Source organism: Arthrobacter humicola, from assembly GCF_039531445.1.
Lineage (GTDB): Bacteria > Actinomycetota > Actinomycetes > Actinomycetales > Micrococcaceae > Arthrobacter > Arthrobacter humicola.
Genome location: NZ_BAAAQB010000043.1, coordinates 69134 through 88083 on the forward strand (window position 1 = coordinate 69134; position 18950 = coordinate 88083).

Here is an 18950-nt window from a genome sequence, read left to right on the forward strand (position 1 = left end):
CACGCGAAGGGGCGGGGGCGGAAAACCCGCGCGGCGAACCACGCGAGGAATCCACTCCCCGCCCCTACGTCAGCTACTTGTCGTTATCGGACTTCGCACCAAGCGTCGTCTTCTGCACCTGCATGAGGAACTCGACGTTGCTCTGGGTCTCCCGGATCTTGTTGGTCAGCAGCTCAAGGCTCTGCTGCGTTTCGAGTCCGGAGAGTACGCGGCGCAGCTTCCACATGATCTTGACTTCCTCGGGGGAAAGCAGGTTCTCTTCGCGGCGGGTACCGGACGCGTTGACGTCCACGGCCGGGAAGATGCGCTTGTCAGCCAGCTGGCGGGACAGGCGCAGTTCCATGTTGCCGGTGCCCTTGAACTCTTCGAAGATGACCTCGTCCATCTTGGAGCCGGTCTCGACGAGAGCGGTGGCCAGGATGGTGAGCGAGCCACCGTTTTCGATGTTGCGGGCTGCACCGAAGAAACGCTTCGGCGGGTACAGCGCTGCGGAGTCCACGCCACCGGACAGGATGCGGCCGGAGGCCGGTGCTGCCAGGTTGTAGGCGCGGCCCAGACGGGTCATGGAGTCCAGGAGCACCACGACGTCCATGCCCATTTCCACGAGGCGCTTGGCGCGTTCGATGGAGAGTTCGGCCACGGTGGTGTGGTCGTCGGCGGGACGGTCGAAGGTGGAGGCAATGACCTCGCCCTTGACGGTGCGCTGCATGTCCGTGACTTCTTCGGGGCGTTCGTCAACGAGCACCATCATGAGGTGGACCTCAGGATTGTTGGTGGTAATCGCGTTGGCGATGGACTGCAGGATGAGCGTCTTGCCGGCCTTCGGCGGCGAAACGATCAGGCCGCGCTGGCCCTTGCCGATCGGGGCCACGAGGTCGATGACACGGGGGCCGATCTTCTTCGGGTCCGTCTCGAGGCGCAGGCGCTCGGAGGGGTACAGCGGGACGAGCTTCGCGAATTCGACGCGGTCCTTGAGTTCCTCGGGGGTCTTGCCGTTGACCGAGGTGACGCGGACCAGCGCGTTGAACTTCTGGCGGGCGGACTGCTGGCTGCGGTCCTCGCCTTCGCGCGGTGCACGGATGGCACCGACGACGGCGTCGCCCTTGCGCAGGTTGTACTTCTTGACCTGGGCGAGCGAGACGTACACGTCGTTCGGGCCCGGCAGGTAGCCGGACGTGCGGATGAACGCGTAGTTCTCGAGCACGTCGAGGATGCCGGCGACCGGCAGGAGGACGTCGTCCTCCGTGACCTCGACGTCGTCGACGTCCGGTCCCTGCGCACGCCCGCGGCGGCGGTCGTTGCGGTCGCGGAAGCGGTCGTTGCGCGAGGAGTTGTCGCGGCTGTCCTGCTGGCCCTGGCGGTCACCGCGGTCGTTGCGGTCGCGTCGGTTGCGGCGGTTCCGGCGGCTTCCGCCGTCGGTTTCTTCGCTGTCGCGGGTGTTGTCGCGGGTGCCGGCGGCTTCGCCACGGGTGCGGGTGGTGTCGCGGCGCTGGCCGTCTTCACTGCCCGGCTCGGCCTGGCGCTGTTCACGCTGTTCAGTGCGCTGTTCACGCTGTTCAGTGCGCTGCTCACGCTGCTCGGTTGCGGGCTGTTCGGCCTGGACTTCGCCGGCGTTCTGGCCGGCGGCCTCGGTGACCTGGGCTGCGGCTTCGCCGCGGCGGCGGTTGCGGGTGCGCGGCTGCCGCGTGCGGTCGCTGCCTTCCGTTGCGGAAACGGCCGGGCCGGTCTCGGCTGCGCGAATTCCGGCAGTGGGGCTTTCGGCCGCGCCGGGTTCGGTGGAAACCGCAGGGGCTTCTGCCGGAGCCGCGGCGGGTGCCTCTGCGGCGGCCGTCGTGACGACGCCGTCGCTGCCTGCACGGCGGCTGCGGCCGCGGCGGGCCCGGGGGCTTTCCTGGGCCGGGCTTTCCTGGGCGGCGGCCTCGTTGCCGGCAGCGGGCACGGTTACCGGTGCAGCTGCCTGCGAAACGGTGCCGTTGTCGGTCGCCTTTTCAGCAGCACGGGCCGGAGCCTTGCTGACCGGGGTGCCTGCGCGGTGGGCGGAAATGGCCGTGACCAGATCGCCCTTGCGCATGCGGGATCCGCCGGAAATCCCCAGCTGGCTGGCGAGGGCCTGGAGCTGGGCGAGCTTAAGGCCTGCAAGGCCGCTGCTCTTGGCGGGTGCTGCCGTTGATCCGGCAGCAGAAGATGTATCCACAGCCGGAGACAGCTCAGTGGTTTCGGTCACGAAGGATCCTTCCCCCTCGACGGCGTCCAGGCTAAGAGCTGGACGCGGTGATTTGATCTGGGCTGCAGTTCAGATCTGCAGCCGTGATTTCGGCCTTGCCGGATGGATTTCGGCCAGCAGGGCCGGATACTGCTTCACCATGCACGATCCGAGAAATGAGGAACGGCGGGCTGACGATTTCAGGGGGCAGAGCAATTCTGCTGATTCCTGCGTCAGACCGAAAGCAGGTGGCACCGGAAAATATTGCGCAGTGAAAGATGAGAGAGGCTACGTGGCCAACATCGCGGTCTTAGAACGGTTACTAATTTACCGCCTGCGTATTTACCGCCGGTGCACTTCCACTTTAGCACCTTCAACGTCCACGGCCAGTTTCATCACTCGCCAGCCCACTTCCGGCGTGTTGTCCGCCGTGTGGGCGCCGATGAAGTCGACAACCTCGCTGGCTTCGGCTTCCCCGTTCGCCAGGACCAGCACGGTGGGCCCGGCACCGGAGACGACGGCGGCGTGCCCTGCCCGCCGCAGCACGGCAATCAGCTCGGCGCTGGGCCGCATGGCTTCGGCACGGTAGCTCTGGTGCAGGTAATCCTCGGTGCCCGGCAGCAGGAATTCCGGATTGGCGGTCAGTGCGTGGATCAGCAGGGCGGCGCGGCCGGAGTTCATGGCCGCGGCGTGGTGGCCCACCGAGGCCGGCAGAAGCGCCCGCGCGGCTTCGGTGGAGAGCTCGTAGTCCGGAACGGCGACGACGGGAATCACCGAGGGGGCCACAGCAGCGCACGTGCTGCTGTACTGGTCACTGTCCTGCCATGACAGCGCCAGTCCGCCGAAAATGGCGGGTGCGACGTTGTCCGGGTGGCCTTCCATTTCGCTCGTAAGCTGCAGAATCCAGTCGCGGCCGCGCCGGGACGCCTCCGGAACCAGGGCGTTCGCGGCACTGACGGCGGCCACGACGGCCGAGGCCGAGGACCCCAGGCCGCGCCCGTGCGGGTTGACGTTGTCCGCCGTGATCCGCAGGCCTTCGTGCCGGAAACCGAGGCGGTGCAGCGCCTCGGTGAGGGCCTTGACCACGAGGTGCGTGGCGTCGCGGGGCAGCGACTCGGCACCCTCTCCGCTGAGCTCGAATTCAAGTTCACCGCTGGCCAGGGTTTCCACGGTGAGCGTGTCATGCAGCGTCAGCGCCAGGCCGAGGCTGTCGTACCCCGGGCCCAGGTTGGCACTGGTGGCAGGCACCCGCACGGTGACAAGCTGGCCTGCCGGAACGGCGGGAGTGCCTGCCGCTGATTCGGCCGGGACGGTGAGGGTGGTTTCCAACGCTATTTTTCTTCCAGTCCCAGAGCTGCGGCGACGGTGACGACGTCGTTGGAGACCTTGACCGGCTGCACATCGCTGCCGTCCTCGGTGCGCAAGGCCCACTGCGGGTCTTTGAGCCCGTGACCGGTCACCGTGATCACGATCGTCTTGCCGGCCGGAACCTCCCCGGCCGCGTGCTTCTTGATCAGGCCGGCGACACCGGCAGCCGAACCGGGCTCCACGAAGACGCCTTCCCGGGCGGAGAGCCAGCGGTGCGCGGAGAGGATTTCCTCGTCCGTGACGGCCTCGATCACGCCGCCGGATTCATCCCGGGCCGCCACGGCGGTGTCCCAGGAGGCCGGGTTGCCAATACGGATGGCGGTGGCAATGGTGTCGGGTTCGGTGATGGGGTGGCCGGCCACGAACGGGGCAGCCCCGGCAGCCTGGAAGCCCCACATGACCGGGGTCTTCGTGGCGACGGCGGGAAGCGAGCCGGCGGTAGGCGACTCGTACGCCGCGGCGTACTCCTTGTAGCCCTTCCAGTACGCGCTGATGTTGCCGGCGTTGCCCACCGGAAGCACGTGGTAGTCCGGGGCGTCGCCGAGAGAATCGACAACTTCAAAGGCGCCGGTCTTCTGGCCCTCGATCCGGGCCGGGTTGACGGAGTTGACCAGGAACACCGGGTAGGACTCGCCGAGCTTGCGGGCGATGTCGAGGCAGTTGTCGAAGTTGCCGTCCACCTGCAGCAGCGTGGCCCCGTGCGCGATCGCCTGGCTGAGCTTGCCCATCGAGATCTTGCCCTCTGGGACCAGGACCGCGCACTGCAGCCCGGCCGCCGTCGCGTAGGCCGCGGCGGAAGCTGAGGTGTTGCCGGTGGAGGCGCAGACCACGGCCTTGGCGCCGGCCGCCACGGCTGCCGTCATGGCCATGGTCATGCCGCGGTCCTTGAAGGAACCGGTCGGGTTCATGCCCTCGACCTTGAGGTAGACGGTGCTGCCGGTCAGCTCGGAGAGGTGGCGGGCGTGCACGAGCGGGGTGCCGCCCTCGCCCAGGGTGATGACCTTAGTGGCTTCCGTGACAGGAAGACGATCAGCGTATTCGCGGATGACACCGCGCCATTGGTGAGCCACTTAGACCCCTTCTACCCGCAGTACGGATGTGACGGAATTGATGACGTCCAGGCGCTTGACGGCCTCGACGGTTGCTGCAAGTGCGGCTTCGCGTGCACGGTGTGTCACGATCCGCAGCTCGGCAGACTCCACGTTGGAGTCGGCGTCGCGGTGGATGGTCTGCCGCATGATTTCGATGGACACGCCGTGCTCCGCGAAGAGCTGGGCGATCCGGGCCAGGACGCCGGGCTGGTCCGCGACGTCGAGTCCGATGTAGTAGCTCGTGATGGCTGCATCGATGGGCAGTGCAGGCACGTGCCCGGTGGTGGTTTCGGTCCGGCCCGGGCCGCCCAGGACAATGCGGCGGGCCGCGGAGACGAGGTCGCCCAGCACGGCGGACGCCGTCGGGGTTCCGCCGGCGCCCTGTCCGTAGAACATGAGTTCGCCGGCGTTCTCGGCTTCGATGAAGACGGCGTTGAACGCACCGCGGACAGCGGCCAGGGGGTGTTCGCGGGGCAACAGCGTCGGGTGCACGCGGACGGAGACGCCGGTCCTGCCGTCCTCGTCCGTCAGCTTCTCCGCAATCGCGAGCAGCTTGATGACAAAGCCGGCCTCCTTCGCGGCGGCGATGTCCGCCGCGCTGACGGCCGTGATGCCCTCGCACGAGACGTCTTCCAGGGCGAACCGGGTGTGGAAGGACAGCGAGGCAAGGATCGCTGCCTTGGCGGCGGCGTCGTAGCCCTCGACGTCGGCGGTGGGGTCGGCTTCCGCGTAGCCCAGTCGCTGGGCTTCGGCCAGGGCGTCGGCGAACTGCGCGCCGGTGGAGTCCATCTGGTCGAGGATGAAGTTAGTGGTGCCGTTGACGATCCCGAGCACCCGGGTGATCCGGTCGCCGGACAGGCTGTCCCGGATGGGCCGCAGGATGGGAATGGCACCGGCGACGGCGGCCTCGTAGGAGAGCTGCACGCCGGCCTTGTCCGCTTCCTCGTAGAGCGTGGGACCGTCCTGGGCCAGGAGCGCCTTGTTGCCGGTGACCACGCAGGCCCCGTGCCGCATGGCCGTCAGGATCAAGGTCCGGGCCGGCTCAATCCCGCCCATGAGCTCGATCACGAGGTCGGCGTCCTTGACGAGGGTTTCGGCGTCGGTGGTGAACAGCTCCTGGGGCAGATCGACGTCGCGTTCGGCGTCGAGGTTGCGCACAGCGATGCCGCCCAGTTCGAGGCGGGCGCCTGTGCGCGCCGCGAGGGCGTCGGCGTCGTCAATGAGAATCCGCGCAACCTGAGCCCCGACGTTGCCACAGCCCAGCAGGGCCACTTTCAGGGTTCGCAATTCGGTCATTCAGACTCCCATGTCGCGGTTGAGCAGATCTTCTTCGGTTTCCCCGCGGACAATCAGCCGGGCAGATCCGTCGCTGACAGCGACAACGCCCGGCCGGGCCAGATAGTTGTAGTTGCTTGACAGGGCCCAGCAGTAGGCGCCGGTCCCCGGTACAGCAAGCAGATCACCGGCTGCCACGTCCTCGGGCAGATATACATCTCTAACAACTATGTCGCCGCTCTCGCAATGTTTGCCCACTACTCGGGACAGCTGCGGGGCCGCATCGGAGCTCCGCGAGGCGAGAATTGCCGAATAATCCGCGTCATACAGCACCGGGCGAGGGTTGTCGCTCATCCCGCCGTCCACCGACACATACCGGCGGGGGTACGTAACGTCGTTGCCGACTCCCCCGGCTTCGGAACCCGGGGCGTCCACACGGACGGTCTTGAGCGTGCCGACCTCGTACAGCGTGAACGTCGTGCTGCCGACGATTGCGCGGCCCGGTTCGATCGAGATCCGGGGGGCGGAAATACCCAGCGCGGCGCACTTGGAACGGACGACGGCGGCCATCGCCTGCGCGATCTCAGCGGCCGGGCGGGGCGAATCAACGGCGGTGTAAGCGATGCCGTAGCCGCCTCCGAGGTCCAGCTCGGGCAGCACGATGGAGTACTTGACCTGCATTGCGGCCAGGAAGTCCAGGAGCTTTTCGGCGGCGAGGGCGAAGCCGTCGGGTTCGAAGATCTGGGAGCCGATATGGCAGTGCAGGCCCAGCAGCTCGATGCTCTCGTGCCCAATGGCCGCGGCCACGGCTTCCTCAGCGGCGGACAGCCCGGCCTGGTCGGTGGAGTCCGGCGCCATGGAGAGACCGAATTTCTGGTCCTCGTGGGCGGTGGCGATGAATTCGTGCGTGTGGGCGTGCACTCCGGGGGTCAGCCGGAGCATGACCTTCGCGGTGTCGCCCCGGTTGGCCGCGATCGCCGCGACGCGTTCGAGCTCGTCGAGGCTGTCCACCACGATCCGGCCCAGTTGCATGTCCAGGGCCCGGTGGATTTCGCCGTCGGACTTGTTATTGCCGTGCAGGGCGACGTCGGCGCCCGGGATGCCGGCGCGGGCGGCGACAGCGAGTTCGCCGCCGGATGCGGTGTCCAGGCGCAGCCCTTCTTCCTCGACCCAGCGGACCACGGAGGTGCACAGGAAGGACTTGCCGGCGTAGTAGACGTCCACTCCCCCACAGATGTCCGCGAAGGCGTCGTTGAACGCGTCGCTGAACGACCGGGCGCGGGCCCGGAAGTCGGTCTCGCTCAGCACGAACAGCGGCGTCCCGTACTCGCGTTGCAGTTCGCTGACCGTCAGCCCCTCGATGGTGAGCTCGCCGGCGTCGTTCCGGGCGACGCCGCCGGCCCACAGCGGTTCGTGGAGGGCGTTGAGGTCGGCGGGGACCTCAAGCCAGCCGGGTGCGAGCGGGGACTGTCCTGTATTTGCGGTCATGACGATTACATCCGTTCCGGCGCCGAGACGCCCAGCAGTTCCAGTCCGTTGGCCAGCACCTGGCTCGTGGCGTCGTTGAGCCACAGCCGGGTCCGGTTGGTGTCGGTGATGGGTTCCTCGCCCTGGGGCGCCACCCGGCAGGCGTCATACCAGCGGTGGTAGGCGCCGGCGATGACCTCCAGGTGCCGGGCCACGCGGTGCGGTTCGCGCAGTTCGGCGGCCTTGGCCACCACCGACGGGTAGCTGCCCAGGTGCGAGAGCAGCTCGTTTTCGGTGGCGTGGTCCAGCAGGGCTGCGTCGAAGCAGTCTTTGCCGTCGACACGGCGCTCGACGCCGGCGGCCACGGCATTGCGGGCGGCGCCGCGGGAGCGGGCGTGGGCGTACTGGACGTAGAACACCGGGTTTTCGTTGCTGTGCTTCTTGAGCAGCTCGGGGTCCAGGGTCAGCGGCGAATCGGCCGGGAACCGGGCGAGCGAGTAGCGGACGGCGTCCTTGCCGAGCCAGTCGATGAGGTCCTTGAGCTCGATGATGTTGCCGGCGCGCTTGGACAGCTTGGCGCCGTTGACGGAGACCAGCTGGCCGATCAGGACCTCGATGTTGACCTCGGGGTCGTCGCCGGCGGCGGCCGCGATGGCCTTGAGCCGGTTGATGTAGCCGTGGTGGTCGGCGCCGAGGAGGTAGATCTTCTCCGTGTAGCCGCGGTCCTTCTTGGACAGGTAGTAGGCGGCGTCGGCGGCGAAGTACGTCGGCTCGCCGTTCGCGCGGATCATCACGCGGTCCTTGTCATCGCCGAAGTCGGTGGTGCGCAGCCACACCGCGCCGCCGTCGTCGAAAACGTGGCCCTGTTCGCGCAGGCGGGCGACGGCGTCTTCGATCGCGCCGGCGTCGTGGAGTTCCTGTTCGGAGAAGAAGACATCAAAGTCGACGCCGAACCCGGCCAGTGTCTGCTTGATGTCGTGCATCTGCGCCTTGTACGCGGCGCCACGGATCACCGGCAGGGCTGCGACTTCGGTGAGTTCACGGATGCCGGGGTGCTCGCTGAGCACCTCATGGCCGAGGTCGGCGATGTACTGGCCAGGGTAACCGCCTTCGGGCACGTCCCGGCCGTGCAGCCTCGCGAACACCGAGTTGGCGAACACGTTCATCTGGGAGCCGGCGTCGTTGATGTAGTACTCGGCCGTGACGTCGGCGCCGGAGGCGCGGAGGACGCGGGCGATCGCGTCGCCGAGGGCCGCCCAGCGGGTGTGGCCGATGTGCAGCGGACCGGTCGGGTTGGCCGAGACGAACTCCATGTTGACCACGTGCCCGGCGAGCGCGGTGTTGGTTCCGTAGTCCGCGCCGGCCTCGACGATCGCCTTGGCGAGAGCGCCGGCGGCCGCGGCGTCCACGGTGATGTTCAGGAAGCCCGGGCCGGCGATGTCCACGGCGGAAACGCCGTCGATCGTTTTCAGCCGGGCGCTCAGGACGGACGCGAACTCCCGCGGGTTGGTGCCTGCCGTCTTGGCCAGCTGGAGCGCGACGTTGGTGGCCCAGTCCCCGTGGTCCCTGTTCTTCGGGCGCTCGACGCGCACCTCGTCCGGGATGTCGGCTGCGGAAAGGGCAATCTCGCCTGCCGCGACGGCGTCCTTCAGGCAGGCGGATATGGCGAGGGAGAGTTCTTCTGGGGTCACAGTTCTAGCCTACCGGTGGGCCCGAGGTGTGGCGGAATCTGGCGCCCGGGATGACGGGCCGGCGGGCAGCTAGTCCGTCTGTCTGTCCCGCGTGTGACCGCGTTCATTGCCTACTCAGCACGGGCTCGGCACGCGCTCTGCACGCGCCTCACGCGCCAGATGGGCGCCGATTTTCCGTTGGAGGCCACCTTCCTGCTAAGCTCTAGGACGTCCCGCCGGAAACGGCAGGATCCCTGACTGCCCTCGTAGCTCAGGGGATAGAGCGTCTGCCTCCGGAGCAGAAGGTCGTAGGTTCGAATCCTATCGAGGGCACAGAAGATAGGCAGTACAGCAGTCAGACAGTACAGACAAACCCCGTCGTTTCATTGAAACGGCGGGGTTTTTTGTGCCGGGTCTTTTGCAGGGAATCCGGCGGAAAGAACGCGCAAAACCAGCGGCTCTCCCCCTGCCGATTGTCGGTGCCGGCTCGTAGGCTGTGTTCATCGGTGGCGGGCTACCGGGCACGCCCCGAAGCATGAAGGGGGTCTCACATGTTCCGTTCCGTCTCTTACCGTTCCGGTGGTTACTGTTCCATCGTTCCGCCCTATTTGCTCCGCCGCCTGGCCGCCCAACAGGAACCTGGCTTCTCGGGCGCGGCCGAGGCCGCTCAGAAGGCGCTGCTGCACGTCAAGAGTTTCCAGGCGGCCCGCGCTGAGCTGACCGTGCTGGCGGTCCCCGCCGCACGGGGGCTCAAGCCCGGGGCACCGGAACGCACCATCTATGACGCCCGGTCCTTGGAGCAGTTGCCCGGCAGCCTGGTCCGCAACGAAGGCAAGCCGCCCAGCGGGGATCCGGCCGCGGACGAAGCTTACGACGGACTGGGCCACACCCACCGTCTCTACGCGGACGCTTTTGGCCGCGACTCCATTGACGGGAAGGGCCTTCCCCTCGAGGCCACAGTCCATTACGGCAAACGCTACGACAACGCGTTCTGGGACGGTCGGCAGATGGTGTTCGGCGACGGCGACGGAGTTGTCTTCGAACGGTTCACGAAGTCGCTCAGCGTGATCGGCCATGAACTCGCCCACGGCGTTACGCAGTTTTCAGGCGGCCTGAACTACCGCAACCAGGCCGGCGCGCTCAACGAATCCCTGTCCGACGTCTTCGGCGCCCTCGTGGAACAGTACGCCAAGCAGCAGTCCACCGCGGAGGCGAGCTGGCTGATCGGCGAAGGACTCTTTACAGACCAGGTTCAGGGCGCCGCCCTGCGGTCCATGAAGGCGCCCGGTACCGCGTACGACGACGACGTCCTCGGCAAGGATCCCCAGCCGGACTCGATGGATTCCTATGTACGGACGAGCGCGGACAACGGCGGGGTGCACATCAACTCCGGCATCCCGAACCGTGCCTTCTGCCTGGTTGCCACGGCCCTCGGCGGCAACGCCTGGGACGCCCCCGCGCAGATCTGGTACGACACCCTCACCGGCGGCACACTGGCGCCGAATGCCACGTTCGGCGCCTTCGCCAAGGCCACTGCCGCCTCTGCCAAGGAGCTTTTCGGGGCGGATTCCAAGGAGCATGACGCAGTGCGGTCCGCGTGGGAAACTGTGAAGGTGAAGCTGTAGCGCAGCGCCATCTAAACGCCGCAGCATCCCAACCCAGCCACCAGGTCGTGAGGATCGCAGACTCATGAAGATAATCGTCCAGCGAAGCGGCGGCGTGGCCGGAATGAAAAGGACATGGACCGTCCGGCCCGAGCCGCCTGAGGACACCGACCGGTGGCAGCCGCTCATTGAGGCATGCCCGTGGGACGACGTCGCCGGGCCCGGCGAGGCCACCGGCCAGCCGGACCGGTTCATGTACAGTATCCGGGCCGATCAGCGCCGGGCGGTCCTGCCGGAGCGTGAGCTGACGGGGCCCTGGCGGGACCTTGTCGAGAGTGCCCGGGCTGCGGCCGAGGAGGCCGGGCCGGCGGACCTCACGTAGCCGTCGTCATCCCGTGCTGCTTATGCCGTTGTCCCTGGCGGTGCCGCTTATGCCGTTGCCAGGTGCCCCCGGAACGTGCGCCGGTAGGACTGCGGGCTGGTGTCCAGCGCCTTTGCGAAGTGGTGCCGCAGCAGGACCGAATGCCCGAAGCCGGCTTCCCGCGCGATTTCGTCAATGTTGAGTTCCGTGGTCTCCAGCAGTTCCTGGGCGCGCAGGACCCGCTGCGAGTTGAGCCACGCCGCCGGGGTCGCCCCCGTTTCCGAGCGGAACCGCCGCGCGAACGTCCGCGGCGACATGTGGACCCTGGCGGCCAGTTCGTTGACCGGGTGTTCCTCGTCGAGGTGCCGGACCATCCACTGCAGCAGCTGTTCCATCGGCTCCGAACCGCATTGCGGGATGGGCCGGTCGATGTACTGGGCCTGGCCGCCGTCGCGGTGCGGCGGGACCACCATGTCACGGGCGATGCCGGCGGCCACTTTGGCACCAAATTCAGTGCGGATCAGGTGCAGGCAGGCATCGATCCCCGCGGCCGTCCCGGCACTGGTAATGATCCGGCCGTCTTCGACGTAGAGGACGTTTTCATCCACCAGGACGGCAGGGTAACGGCTGGCGAGTTCCTGGGAGTAGTGCCAGTGCGTGGTGCAGCGGCGGCCGTCGAGCAGCCCCGCCCGGGCCAGGGCAAATGCGCCGGAACAGATGGACATCACCCAGGCACCGCGCGCATGGGCGGCGCGCAACGCGTCCAGGACGGACTCCGGGACATCCTCGTCCCGGCCGTAAGGCGCCATCACCACCAGGTCCGCGTCGGCAGCGGCTTCCAGCCCGAAGCTGACGTGCATGGACAGTCCGGACTTGAGCGGGACGTCACCCGGCTCCGGGGTACAGACCCGGAAATCGAAGGCGGGCACGCCGCTTCCGCGCTCTGAGCGGTCAATCCCGAAGACCTCGAACGCGGTCGCAAACTCGAAGATGGAAAAGTTGGGAACCACGATCATCGCCACTGATTTGATCATGATTCCAGTGTGGCAGAAATTATAGCTTTTTGGGCATTTCTGCCACTTTTTTTCATGTGTTGACCGGAGAACCATGGAGGTATGGAACTCCTCGGAATCGCCGTCATCATCCTGATCATCGCCGTCATCACCGCCACCATCTCCGCCCTGCGCAAGGATGGCCTCGGCCACAACCCGCCCGTCCGCTCGGAAGAGTTCTGGATGGCCCGGGATCTCCCCAGCGTCAACTACACCCTGCGGATCTTCTGAGTCCGCACACCCGCCCCGGGCCCGGCTCCTCCAGCCGGGCCCTCACTATGCGCAGGGCACGGCGGACAGTCCGTCCCAGTAGACTGTCTCCAGCCATGACATTGCATATTTCCTACCCCGCCGAGCTGCCGGTTTCCGAGCGCCGCGAAGATCTGATGGCCGCCATCGCGGCCAACCAGGTGACCATCATCGCCGGCGAGACCGGTTCGGGTAAGACCACCCAGATCCCGAAGATGTGCTTGGAACTCGGCCTGGGCGAGAACGGGCTGATCGGGCACACCCAGCCCCGCCGGCTCGCAGCCCGCACTGTTGCCGAACGCATCGCGGAGGAACTCGGCGTCGAGATCGGCCAGGAGGTCGGCTTCCAGGTCCGGTTCACGGGCGAGGTCAGCCGCTCCACCAAGGTCAAACTCATGACCGACGGCATCCTGCTGGCAGAAATCCAGCGCGACAAGCTGCTGCGCAAGTACAACGCCATCATCATTGACGAGGCCCACGAGCGCAGCCTCAACATCGACTTCATCCTCGGCTACCTCAAGCGGGTCCTGCCGCAGCGCCCGGACCTGAAGATCATCATCACCTCGGCCACCATCGATCCGGAACGCTTCGCCAAGCACTTCGGCAGCGAGGAGGAGCCCTCCCCCATCATCGAGGTCTCGGGCCGGACCTACCCGGTGGAGATCCGCTACCGGCCCCTCTCCCAGCCCGCCGGCGGCACCGGTGCCGGCGCCGAAGACGGAGCCGGCGAGGGCTCAGGCTCGGACGACGAACTCGAAGAGGACCGCGACCCGCTCGACGCGGTGTGCGACGCCGTCGACGAGCTCGCCCTGGAAGCCCCCGGCGATATCCTCATTTTCTTCTCCGGGGAACGCGAAATCCGGGACGCGGCGGAGGCCCTCAACGCCCGCATCCAGTCCAACCGGCGGCTGGCCGGCACCGAGGTCCTGCCCCTCTTCGCCCGGCTGAGCCTGCAGGAGCAGCACAAGGTCTTCCACCCCGGCAGCAAACGGCGGATCGTGCTGGCCACCAACGTCGCCGAAACCTCGCTCACCGTCCCGGGCATCAAGTACGTGATCGACACCGGTACAGCCCGTATCTCGCGCTACTCGCACCGCACCAAGGTCCAGCGCCTGCCGATCGAGCGCGTCTCCCAGGCCTCGGCCAACCAGCGCTCGGGCCGCTGCGGCCGTGTTTCGGACGGCATCGCCATCCGGCTGTACTCCGAGGAGGACTTCGAGTCCCGGCCATTGTTCACGGACCCGGAGATCCTGCGCACCAACCTCGCGGCCGTCATCCTGCAGATGACCGCCATGGGTGTGGCCCGCGGACCGAAGGACGTGGAGAACTTCCCCTTCGTCGAACCGCCGGATTCACGCGCCATCAACGACGGCGTCAGCCTCCTGCGCGAACTCGGCGCCCTCAGCCCCGTGCGGACCCAGGAACAAAGGAGCGGGGAGCCGAGGGGCGAGGAGCAAACGGGCGACGGCGGCGGACGCCCGGGCCGCCGACAGGCTGCCGGCCGCGGCGGCGGCAGGAACGGTGGCGGGCTGACCGCCGTCGGGCAGCAACTGGCCCAACTGCCGGTGGACCCCCGTCTGGGCCGGATGATCGTCGAATCCGGCAAGCGCGGCTGCGTCCGCGAAGTCATGATCCTGGCGGCCGCCCTGACGATTCAGGACCCGCGGGAGCGTCCGACCGATAAGCAGCAGCTCGCCGCGGAGAAGCACGCCCGCTTCCGGGACGAAAACTCGGACTTTACCGGCTACCTGAACCTCTGGAACTACCTGCAGGAGAAGCAGCAGGAACTCTCCTCCACCGCGTTCCGCCGGCTCTGCCGGACCGAGTTCATCAACTACCTGCGGGTCCGCGAATGGCAGGACCTCTTCGCCCAGCTGCGCCAGCTCGCCCGGCCGCTGGGCATCAGCCTGGACAACAAGCGTTTGGCCGATCCCGTGGGCAACCATGACGGCATCCACATCAGCCTGCTTTCCGGGCTGCTGAGCCACATCGGAATTCTGGATGAGCGCAAGCGCGAGTATGCCGGCGCCCGCGGCAGCCGATTCGCGATCTTCCCGGGTTCGGCGCTGTTCAAGAAGTCCCCCACCTTCGTCATGGCCGCGGAGCTCGTGGAGACGAGCCGGCTCTGGGCCCGCGTCGCGGCGAAGTTCGATCCGCTGTGGGCCGAGCAGGTGGCGCCGGACCTGGTCAAGCGCAGCTACAGCGAACCGCACTGGTCGAAGAAGATGGGCGCGGTGATGGCCCACGAAAAGGTCACTCTTTACGGCGTGCCCATCATCCCGAGCCGGCGGGTCAACTACGGCAACGTGGATCCCGAGCTCTGCCGCGAGCTCTTCATCCGGCACGCGCTGGTTGAAGGCGACTGGCAGACCCATCACAAGTTCTTCCACCGCAACCGCGCCCTGCTCCACGAGGTCGAGGAGCTCGAGGCCCGGATGCGGCGCCGGGACATCTTGGTGGATGACGAGACGTTGTTCGAGTTCTACGACGCCCGGATCGGCAAGGAGGTGGTCTCCGAGCGGCACTTCGACAAGTGGTGGAAGGACGCGCGGCAGCGGGACCCCGAGCTGCTCGACTTCGACCAGTCCCTGCTGATCAGCGAGGACGCCGCGGCCCTGGACGATTCGGCCTACCCCAAGACCTTGCTCCACAAAGGTTTTGAGCTGCCGCTGAGCTACGAGTTCCACCCCGTGGCGCCCGGCTCGCCGCCGAATCCTTCCGACGGCGTCACCGCCGAAGTCCCCGTGCTGTTCCTGAACCAGCTCGACGACGCCGCTTTCCGCTGGCTGATCCCCGGGCAGCGCGTGGAGCTTGTCACCGCGCTCATCAAGTCGCTGCCCAAGCAGATCCGCAAGAACTTCGTGCCCGCGCCGGACGTGGCACGCCAGGCCGTCGCGGCGCTGGAAGCCGACTTCGATCCCGCGGAAGACGAACTCGAGCCGTCGCTCGAACTCGTGCTGCGCCGGATCCGCGGCCAGGTCATCCCGCCGGGATCCTGGAACTGGGACGCCGTGCCGGCGCATTTGCGGGTCAGTTTCCGGGTGGTGGATTCCCGCGGCAAGGTACTGGATGAGGGTAAGGACCTCACAGCGCTGCAGGAGCGGCTGGCACCGGCCACCCGCCGGGCGATCGCGGAATCCCTCGGTGCCACCCCGGCCACGACGGCGCCCGCGGCCAGGGGGAAGGCCGCACCTAAGGGGATGGGCACGTCGTCGGGCGCCTCACGGGCTGCAGTGCCGGGATCGGCCGCACCGGCGGCCGCCGCCTCCGCCGCCCCGGGCGGGTTCCGCGAAGTGTCCGGCCTCAAGGACTGGACTTTCGGAACCGTGCAGCGGCAGGTCCAGGGCAACGTCGGCGGGCACACCGTTACTGGCTACCCGGCCGTGGTGGACGAAGGAACATCCGTGGCACTGCGGCTTTTTCAAACCGCATCCGAACAGCAGGAGGCCATGCGGGCCGGCGTCATCCGGCTCCTGGCCCTGAAGGTGCCGCCGCCGGACCGCTACGTCCTGGAACACCTGAACAACACCGAGAAACTGACGTTCAGCCAGAATCCGCACGGCTCCGTGACCGCGTTGATTGCGGACTGTGCCCTGGCCGCCATTGATAAGCTCACCCCGGCCGAGCTGCCGTGGGATGAGGCCTCGTTCAAGGCACTGTACGAGACCGTGCGGGCCGAGCTGATCGACACCGTCTTCACGGTCACCGCCGTCGTCGAACGCATCCTGGCCAGCACGCGCCGGATCGAAAAGCAGCTCAAAGGCACCACCAGCCTTGCCCTGATCAGCGCGCTGAACGACGTCAAGAGCCAGCTTGAGCAGCTTGTCTATCCGGGCTTCGTGGCACGCACCGGCTACGCCCAGCTCAGCCAGCTGCCCCGCTACCTGGCGGCGATCGAGAAGCGCCTCGAGAAGCTGCCGGGCAATGTCCAGCGGGACGCCCAGCACATGGCCGCGGTCCAGGCCCTCGAGGACGACTACGACGACGCCGTCTCCGCGCTGCTGCCCGGACGGCGGGCCGGCGCGGAGTTAACCCACGTGCGCTGGATGATCGAAGAATTCAGGGTGAGCCTCTTCGCCGTCGAGCTCGGGACCGCCTACTCGGTGTCCGAAAAGCGCATCCGGGCGGCGCTTAACAAAGTACTGGCACCGGCGTAGACCCCTTGGGGAGTGCTGCGCCGGTGCCAGTCCGGGACGCGTCGGGTGCGCCGGGGTGCCCCCGGCGTGTCTGAACCTAGGCGTCCGGTACGTGCTCCGAATGCCCGGCTTTGCGGAGGCCTTCGCGGAGCTTCTCCGCGTTGGCGTCCAGCTTTGCCGGATCCGGGTGCTGGTCCACCGAGCCGAAATCAAAGTCCGCCATGGAGTTCGAGGGCCACACGTGGACGTGCATGTGGTTGATTTCGTAACCCGCGACGATCAGGCCGGCCCGGGCGGCATCGAAGACGTCCACCTGCACAGCGCCGATCATACGGGCGACCTCCATGACCCGGCCCAAGACCTCGGGTGAGGCGTCCGTCCAGCGGTCCACTTCCTTGACCGGCACCACGAGGGTATGGCCGTCGGCCAGCGGTCCCACGGTCAGGAACGCCACGACGTCGTCCTCGCGCCAGACGAAGCGGCCCGGGATCTCGCCGTTGATGATTTTCGTGAAGAGAGTGCTCATACGTCCGCCTTTTCCGCCGGGGACCCCAGGGTGCTGACGTCCAGGACAAAACGGTACTTCACATCTCCAGCCACCATACGGTCGTAGGCTTCGTTGAGCTGGTCCGCCCCGACCACCTCGACGTCGGACACCACACCGTGCTCGGCGCAGAAGTCCAGCATCTCCTGGGTCTCGGCGATGCCGCCGATCATCGATCCCGCGTACGCGATCCGGCGCCGGATCAGTGCGCCGGGGTTGACGGGCGGCATCGCTTCCGAGGGCAGGCCCAGCTGGAACAGCGCGCCGTCCACGCGCAGGGTGCGGAAGTACGGGTTGAGGTCGTGCGGTGCAGCGACGGTGTCGATGATGACATCGATGCTGCGGTCCGCGGCCTCCATCGCGGCCGGGTCCGTGGAAAGGATGACGTGGTCGGCGCCCAGTTCGCGGGCCGCCTCGAACTTTTGCTCCGACGTCGTGAACACCGTCACCTCGGCGCCCATGGCCTTGGCGATCTTGACGGCCATGTGTCCGAGGCCGCCGAGCCCGACAACGCCCACGACGTCACCTTCCTCCACCTCGAAGTGGTTCAGTGGGGAATAGGTGGTGATGCCCGCGCAGAGCAAGGGAGCGGCGGCGGCCGGGTCCATGCCCTCCGGAACCCGCAGGACGTAGTTGCGGTCCACGACGATCGACGTCGAGTAGCCGCCCTGGGTGATCGCGCCTCCGTTGCGGGGATCCTTGGATCCGTACGTTCCCGTTATGCCGTTTTCGCAGTACTGCTCGAGGCCGTCCAGGCAGCTGTCGCATTCGCGGCAGGAATCGACCATGCAGCCCACGCCCACGCGCTCACCGACCGTGAAATCGTCGACGGCGGAACCGACCCGGGTGACCCGGCCGACAATCTCGTGGCCCGGGATCAGCGGATACGTGTCGCCGCCCCATTCGCCGCGCGTAGCGTGCACGTCCGAGTGGCACAATCCGCAAAATTCGACGGCGATCTCAATGTCGTCCGCCTTCGGCTCCCGGCGGGACACCGTCAAGGGAACGAGTCCGCTGTCCGGCGCGGTGGCGCCATAGGCGGCGACCAGCGTGGCACCGCCGGCGTGTGCGGCGTTGATCGCGGGGGTGTCGGAGGCCTCTGAGTTCGGCAGCGGCTTGGCAAGGGGCGGGGGTACAGGACGTCCAGGTGTCATGTGTCGACGCTACCCCCGGTCCCGGCGACTATTCCACTTTGGAGCGCCAGGCCGCACTGCGGGCCGGCTCCTCCGGGAGAACTTCACGGGGTTCAGTCATAGCCACAATGATTCTCCAATCAATCAGCGACTACAGCCCTCCTACACAAACAAGCTGACACCCCCAGGGTTTCGCTGCTGCGGACGAGCGAAGGCCGCGCATGACTCCCGTGGCTTGTCTACCCGCCTCGGCTTTCCCCTAATTGTCGGTGGTCGACGGGACACTGGATTCATGGACGGCAATCAGGGGCCCGAAGTGGTTCCAACACCATCTCGCGGCGCTTTCGCTGATGCGAGGATCACCGTTGTGGCGCGTTGCTGGTTCCTCCCCCCGGGCTCTCCCTTCAGTGTCAGACCCTCGAGGGAGACTGGATTCATGGACGGCAAGCAGGGGCCCGAGACGGGGCCGGCAGACACGGCACCGGCAAGTGCCGTGACGGTCGCTGACCTGGCCCGCGTCGTTGCCTTACTCCCGGCCCCGGACAGTGCCGCCGCACTGATCGACGAGATCCGGGATCTGGAGGACCTGAAATCCGCCGCGGCCGCACAACAGGCCCGCCTGAGCGTGGCCTTCGATGCGCTTCAGCGCCGCGAGCAGGCTGCCGCCGGGGTCCCGGCCGACAAGCTCGGCGCCGGGGTCGGCGCGCAGATCGCCCTGGCCCGGCGCGAATCCCCCGCCAAAGGCAGCCGCCTCCTGGGCCTGGCCAAAGCCCTCGTGACCGAAATGCCGCACACCC

At 67.3% G+C, this 18950-nt stretch carries 13 protein-coding genes, 1 tRNA gene and 1 pseudogene; 6 read left to right on the plus strand and 9 right to left on the minus strand.

The window, feature by feature from the left end; translation table 11 throughout:
- Positions 1–73 precede the first annotated feature (73 nt).
- The 6 genes from rho to argS all read right to left on the minus strand — a co-directional run bounded on the left by rho (position 74) and on the right by argS (position 9095).
- Positions 74–2224 (minus strand): transcription termination factor Rho, encoded by a 2151-nt coding sequence (gene rho / locus ABD243_RS20225; protein WP_344368188.1) that lies wholly within the window; start codon positions 2222–2224, stop codon positions 74–76.
- Positions 2225–2545: 321 nt separating this feature from the next.
- Complete coding sequence (gene thrB, locus ABD243_RS20230; RefSeq protein ID WP_344368189.1) at positions 2546–3532, minus strand: homoserine kinase; 987 nt, start codon at positions 3530–3532, stop codon at positions 2546–2548.
- 2 nt (positions 3533–3534) lie between these two features.
- Positions 3535–4641 (minus strand): threonine synthase, encoded by a 1107-nt coding sequence (gene thrC / locus ABD243_RS20235; RefSeq protein WP_091256688.1) that lies wholly within the window; start codon positions 4639–4641, stop codon positions 3535–3537.
- Complete coding sequence (locus tag ABD243_RS20240) at positions 4642–5958, minus strand: homoserine dehydrogenase (protein ID WP_344368190.1); 1317 nt, start codon at positions 5956–5958, stop codon at positions 4642–4644.
- Entirely contained in the window at positions 5959–7425 is a 1467-nt protein-coding gene (lysA, locus tag ABD243_RS20245; protein WP_344368191.1) for a diaminopimelate decarboxylase, read from the minus strand.
- A 5-nt stretch (positions 7426–7430) separates the two neighbouring features.
- Positions 7431–9095, minus strand: a complete 1665-nt coding sequence (argS, locus tag ABD243_RS20250; RefSeq protein WP_344368192.1) for an arginine--tRNA ligase — start codon at positions 9093–9095, stop codon at positions 7431–7433.
- A gap of 239 nt (positions 9096–9334) precedes the next feature.
- Between argS and ABD243_RS20255 the strand changes: the two genes are divergently transcribed.
- The 3 genes from ABD243_RS20255 to ABD243_RS20265 all read left to right on the plus strand — a co-directional run bounded on the left by ABD243_RS20255 (position 9335) and on the right by ABD243_RS20265 (position 11060).
- Positions 9335–9407 (plus strand) — tRNA-Arg (locus ABD243_RS20255).
- 218 nt (positions 9408–9625) lie between these two features.
- The gene (locus ABD243_RS20260; protein ID WP_344368194.1) at positions 9626–10699 is read left to right on the plus strand and encodes a M4 family metallopeptidase; all 1074 of its coding nucleotides are present in this window, start codon (positions 9626–9628) and stop codon (positions 10697–10699) included.
- A 64-nt stretch (positions 10700–10763) separates the two neighbouring features.
- Entirely contained in the window at positions 10764–11060 is a 297-nt protein-coding gene (locus ABD243_RS20265) for a protealysin inhibitor emfourin (protein ID WP_344368195.1), read from the plus strand.
- Positions 11061–11107: 47 nt separating this feature from the next.
- Here ABD243_RS20265 and ABD243_RS20270 read toward each other — a convergent pair whose 3' ends face one another.
- Positions 11108–12073 (minus strand): GlxA family transcriptional regulator, encoded by a 966-nt coding sequence (locus ABD243_RS20270; RefSeq protein WP_344368197.1) that lies wholly within the window; start codon positions 12071–12073, stop codon positions 11108–11110.
- Positions 12074–12154: 81 nt separating this feature from the next.
- Here ABD243_RS20270 and ABD243_RS20275 point away from each other — a divergent pair, with 81 nt between their 5' ends.
- Positions 12155–12322 (plus strand): hypothetical protein, encoded by a 168-nt coding sequence (locus tag ABD243_RS20275; RefSeq protein ID WP_175460671.1) that lies wholly within the window; start codon positions 12155–12157, stop codon positions 12320–12322.
- Positions 12323–12417: 95 nt separating this feature from the next.
- The gene (gene hrpA / locus ABD243_RS20280) at positions 12418–16497 is read left to right on the plus strand and encodes an ATP-dependent RNA helicase HrpA (protein ID WP_344368199.1); all 4080 of its coding nucleotides are present in this window, start codon (positions 12418–12420) and stop codon (positions 16495–16497) included.
- A gap of 76 nt (positions 16498–16573) precedes the next feature.
- On the opposite strand, the gene ABD243_RS20285 is transcribed toward hrpA, so the two are convergent.
- A complete protein-coding gene (locus ABD243_RS20285; protein WP_344368200.1) occupies positions 16574–17002 on the minus strand; it encodes an HIT family protein in 429 nt (142 codons plus the stop codon).
- Positions 16999–18174 carry an NAD(P)-dependent alcohol dehydrogenase gene (locus tag ABD243_RS20290; RefSeq protein WP_344368201.1) on the minus strand — a complete coding sequence of 392 codons (1176 nt, stop codon included), beginning with the start codon at positions 18172–18174 and terminating at the stop codon, positions 16999–17001. The genes ABD243_RS20285 and ABD243_RS20290 overlap by 4 nt, the downstream gene beginning before the upstream one ends.
- Before the next feature lie 415 nt (positions 18175–18589).
- Here ABD243_RS20290 and ABD243_RS20295 point away from each other — a divergent pair.
- A pseudogene (locus ABD243_RS20295) lies at positions 18590–18950 on the plus strand (HNH endonuclease); the annotation flags it as partial.

Excerpts from the sequence above, each read along its gene's own strand:
- ABD243_RS20240 (WP_344368190.1), bottom strand. The coding sequence starts at position 5,958 with ATGACCGAATTGCGAACCCTGAAAGTGGCCCTGCTGGGCTGTGGCAAC.
- lysA (WP_344368191.1), bottom strand. The coding sequence starts at position 7,425 with ATGACCGCAAATACAGGACAGTCCCCGCTCGCACCCGGCTGGCTTGAG.
- ABD243_RS20285 (WP_344368200.1), bottom strand. The coding sequence starts at position 17,002 with ATGAGCACTCTCTTCACGAAAATCATCAACGGCGAGATCCCGGGCCGC.
- ABD243_RS20260 (WP_344368194.1), top strand. The coding sequence starts at position 9,626 with ATGTTCCGTTCCGTCTCTTACCGTTCCGGTGGTTACTGTTCCATCGTT.
- ABD243_RS20265 (WP_344368195.1), top strand. The coding sequence starts at position 10,764 with ATGAAGATAATCGTCCAGCGAAGCGGCGGCGTGGCCGGAATGAAAAGG.
- hrpA (WP_344368199.1), top strand. The coding sequence starts at position 12,418 with ATGACATTGCATATTTCCTACCCCGCCGAGCTGCCGGTTTCCGAGCGC.
- ABD243_RS20270 (WP_344368197.1), bottom strand. The coding sequence starts at position 12,073 with ATGATCAAATCAGTGGCGATGATCGTGGTTCCCAACTTTTCCATCTTC.
- ABD243_RS20275 (WP_175460671.1), top strand. The coding sequence starts at position 12,155 with ATGGAACTCCTCGGAATCGCCGTCATCATCCTGATCATCGCCGTCATC.
- ABD243_RS20290 (WP_344368201.1), bottom strand. The coding sequence starts at position 18,174 with ATGACACCTGGACGTCCTGTACCCCCGCCCCTTGCCAAGCCGCTGCCG.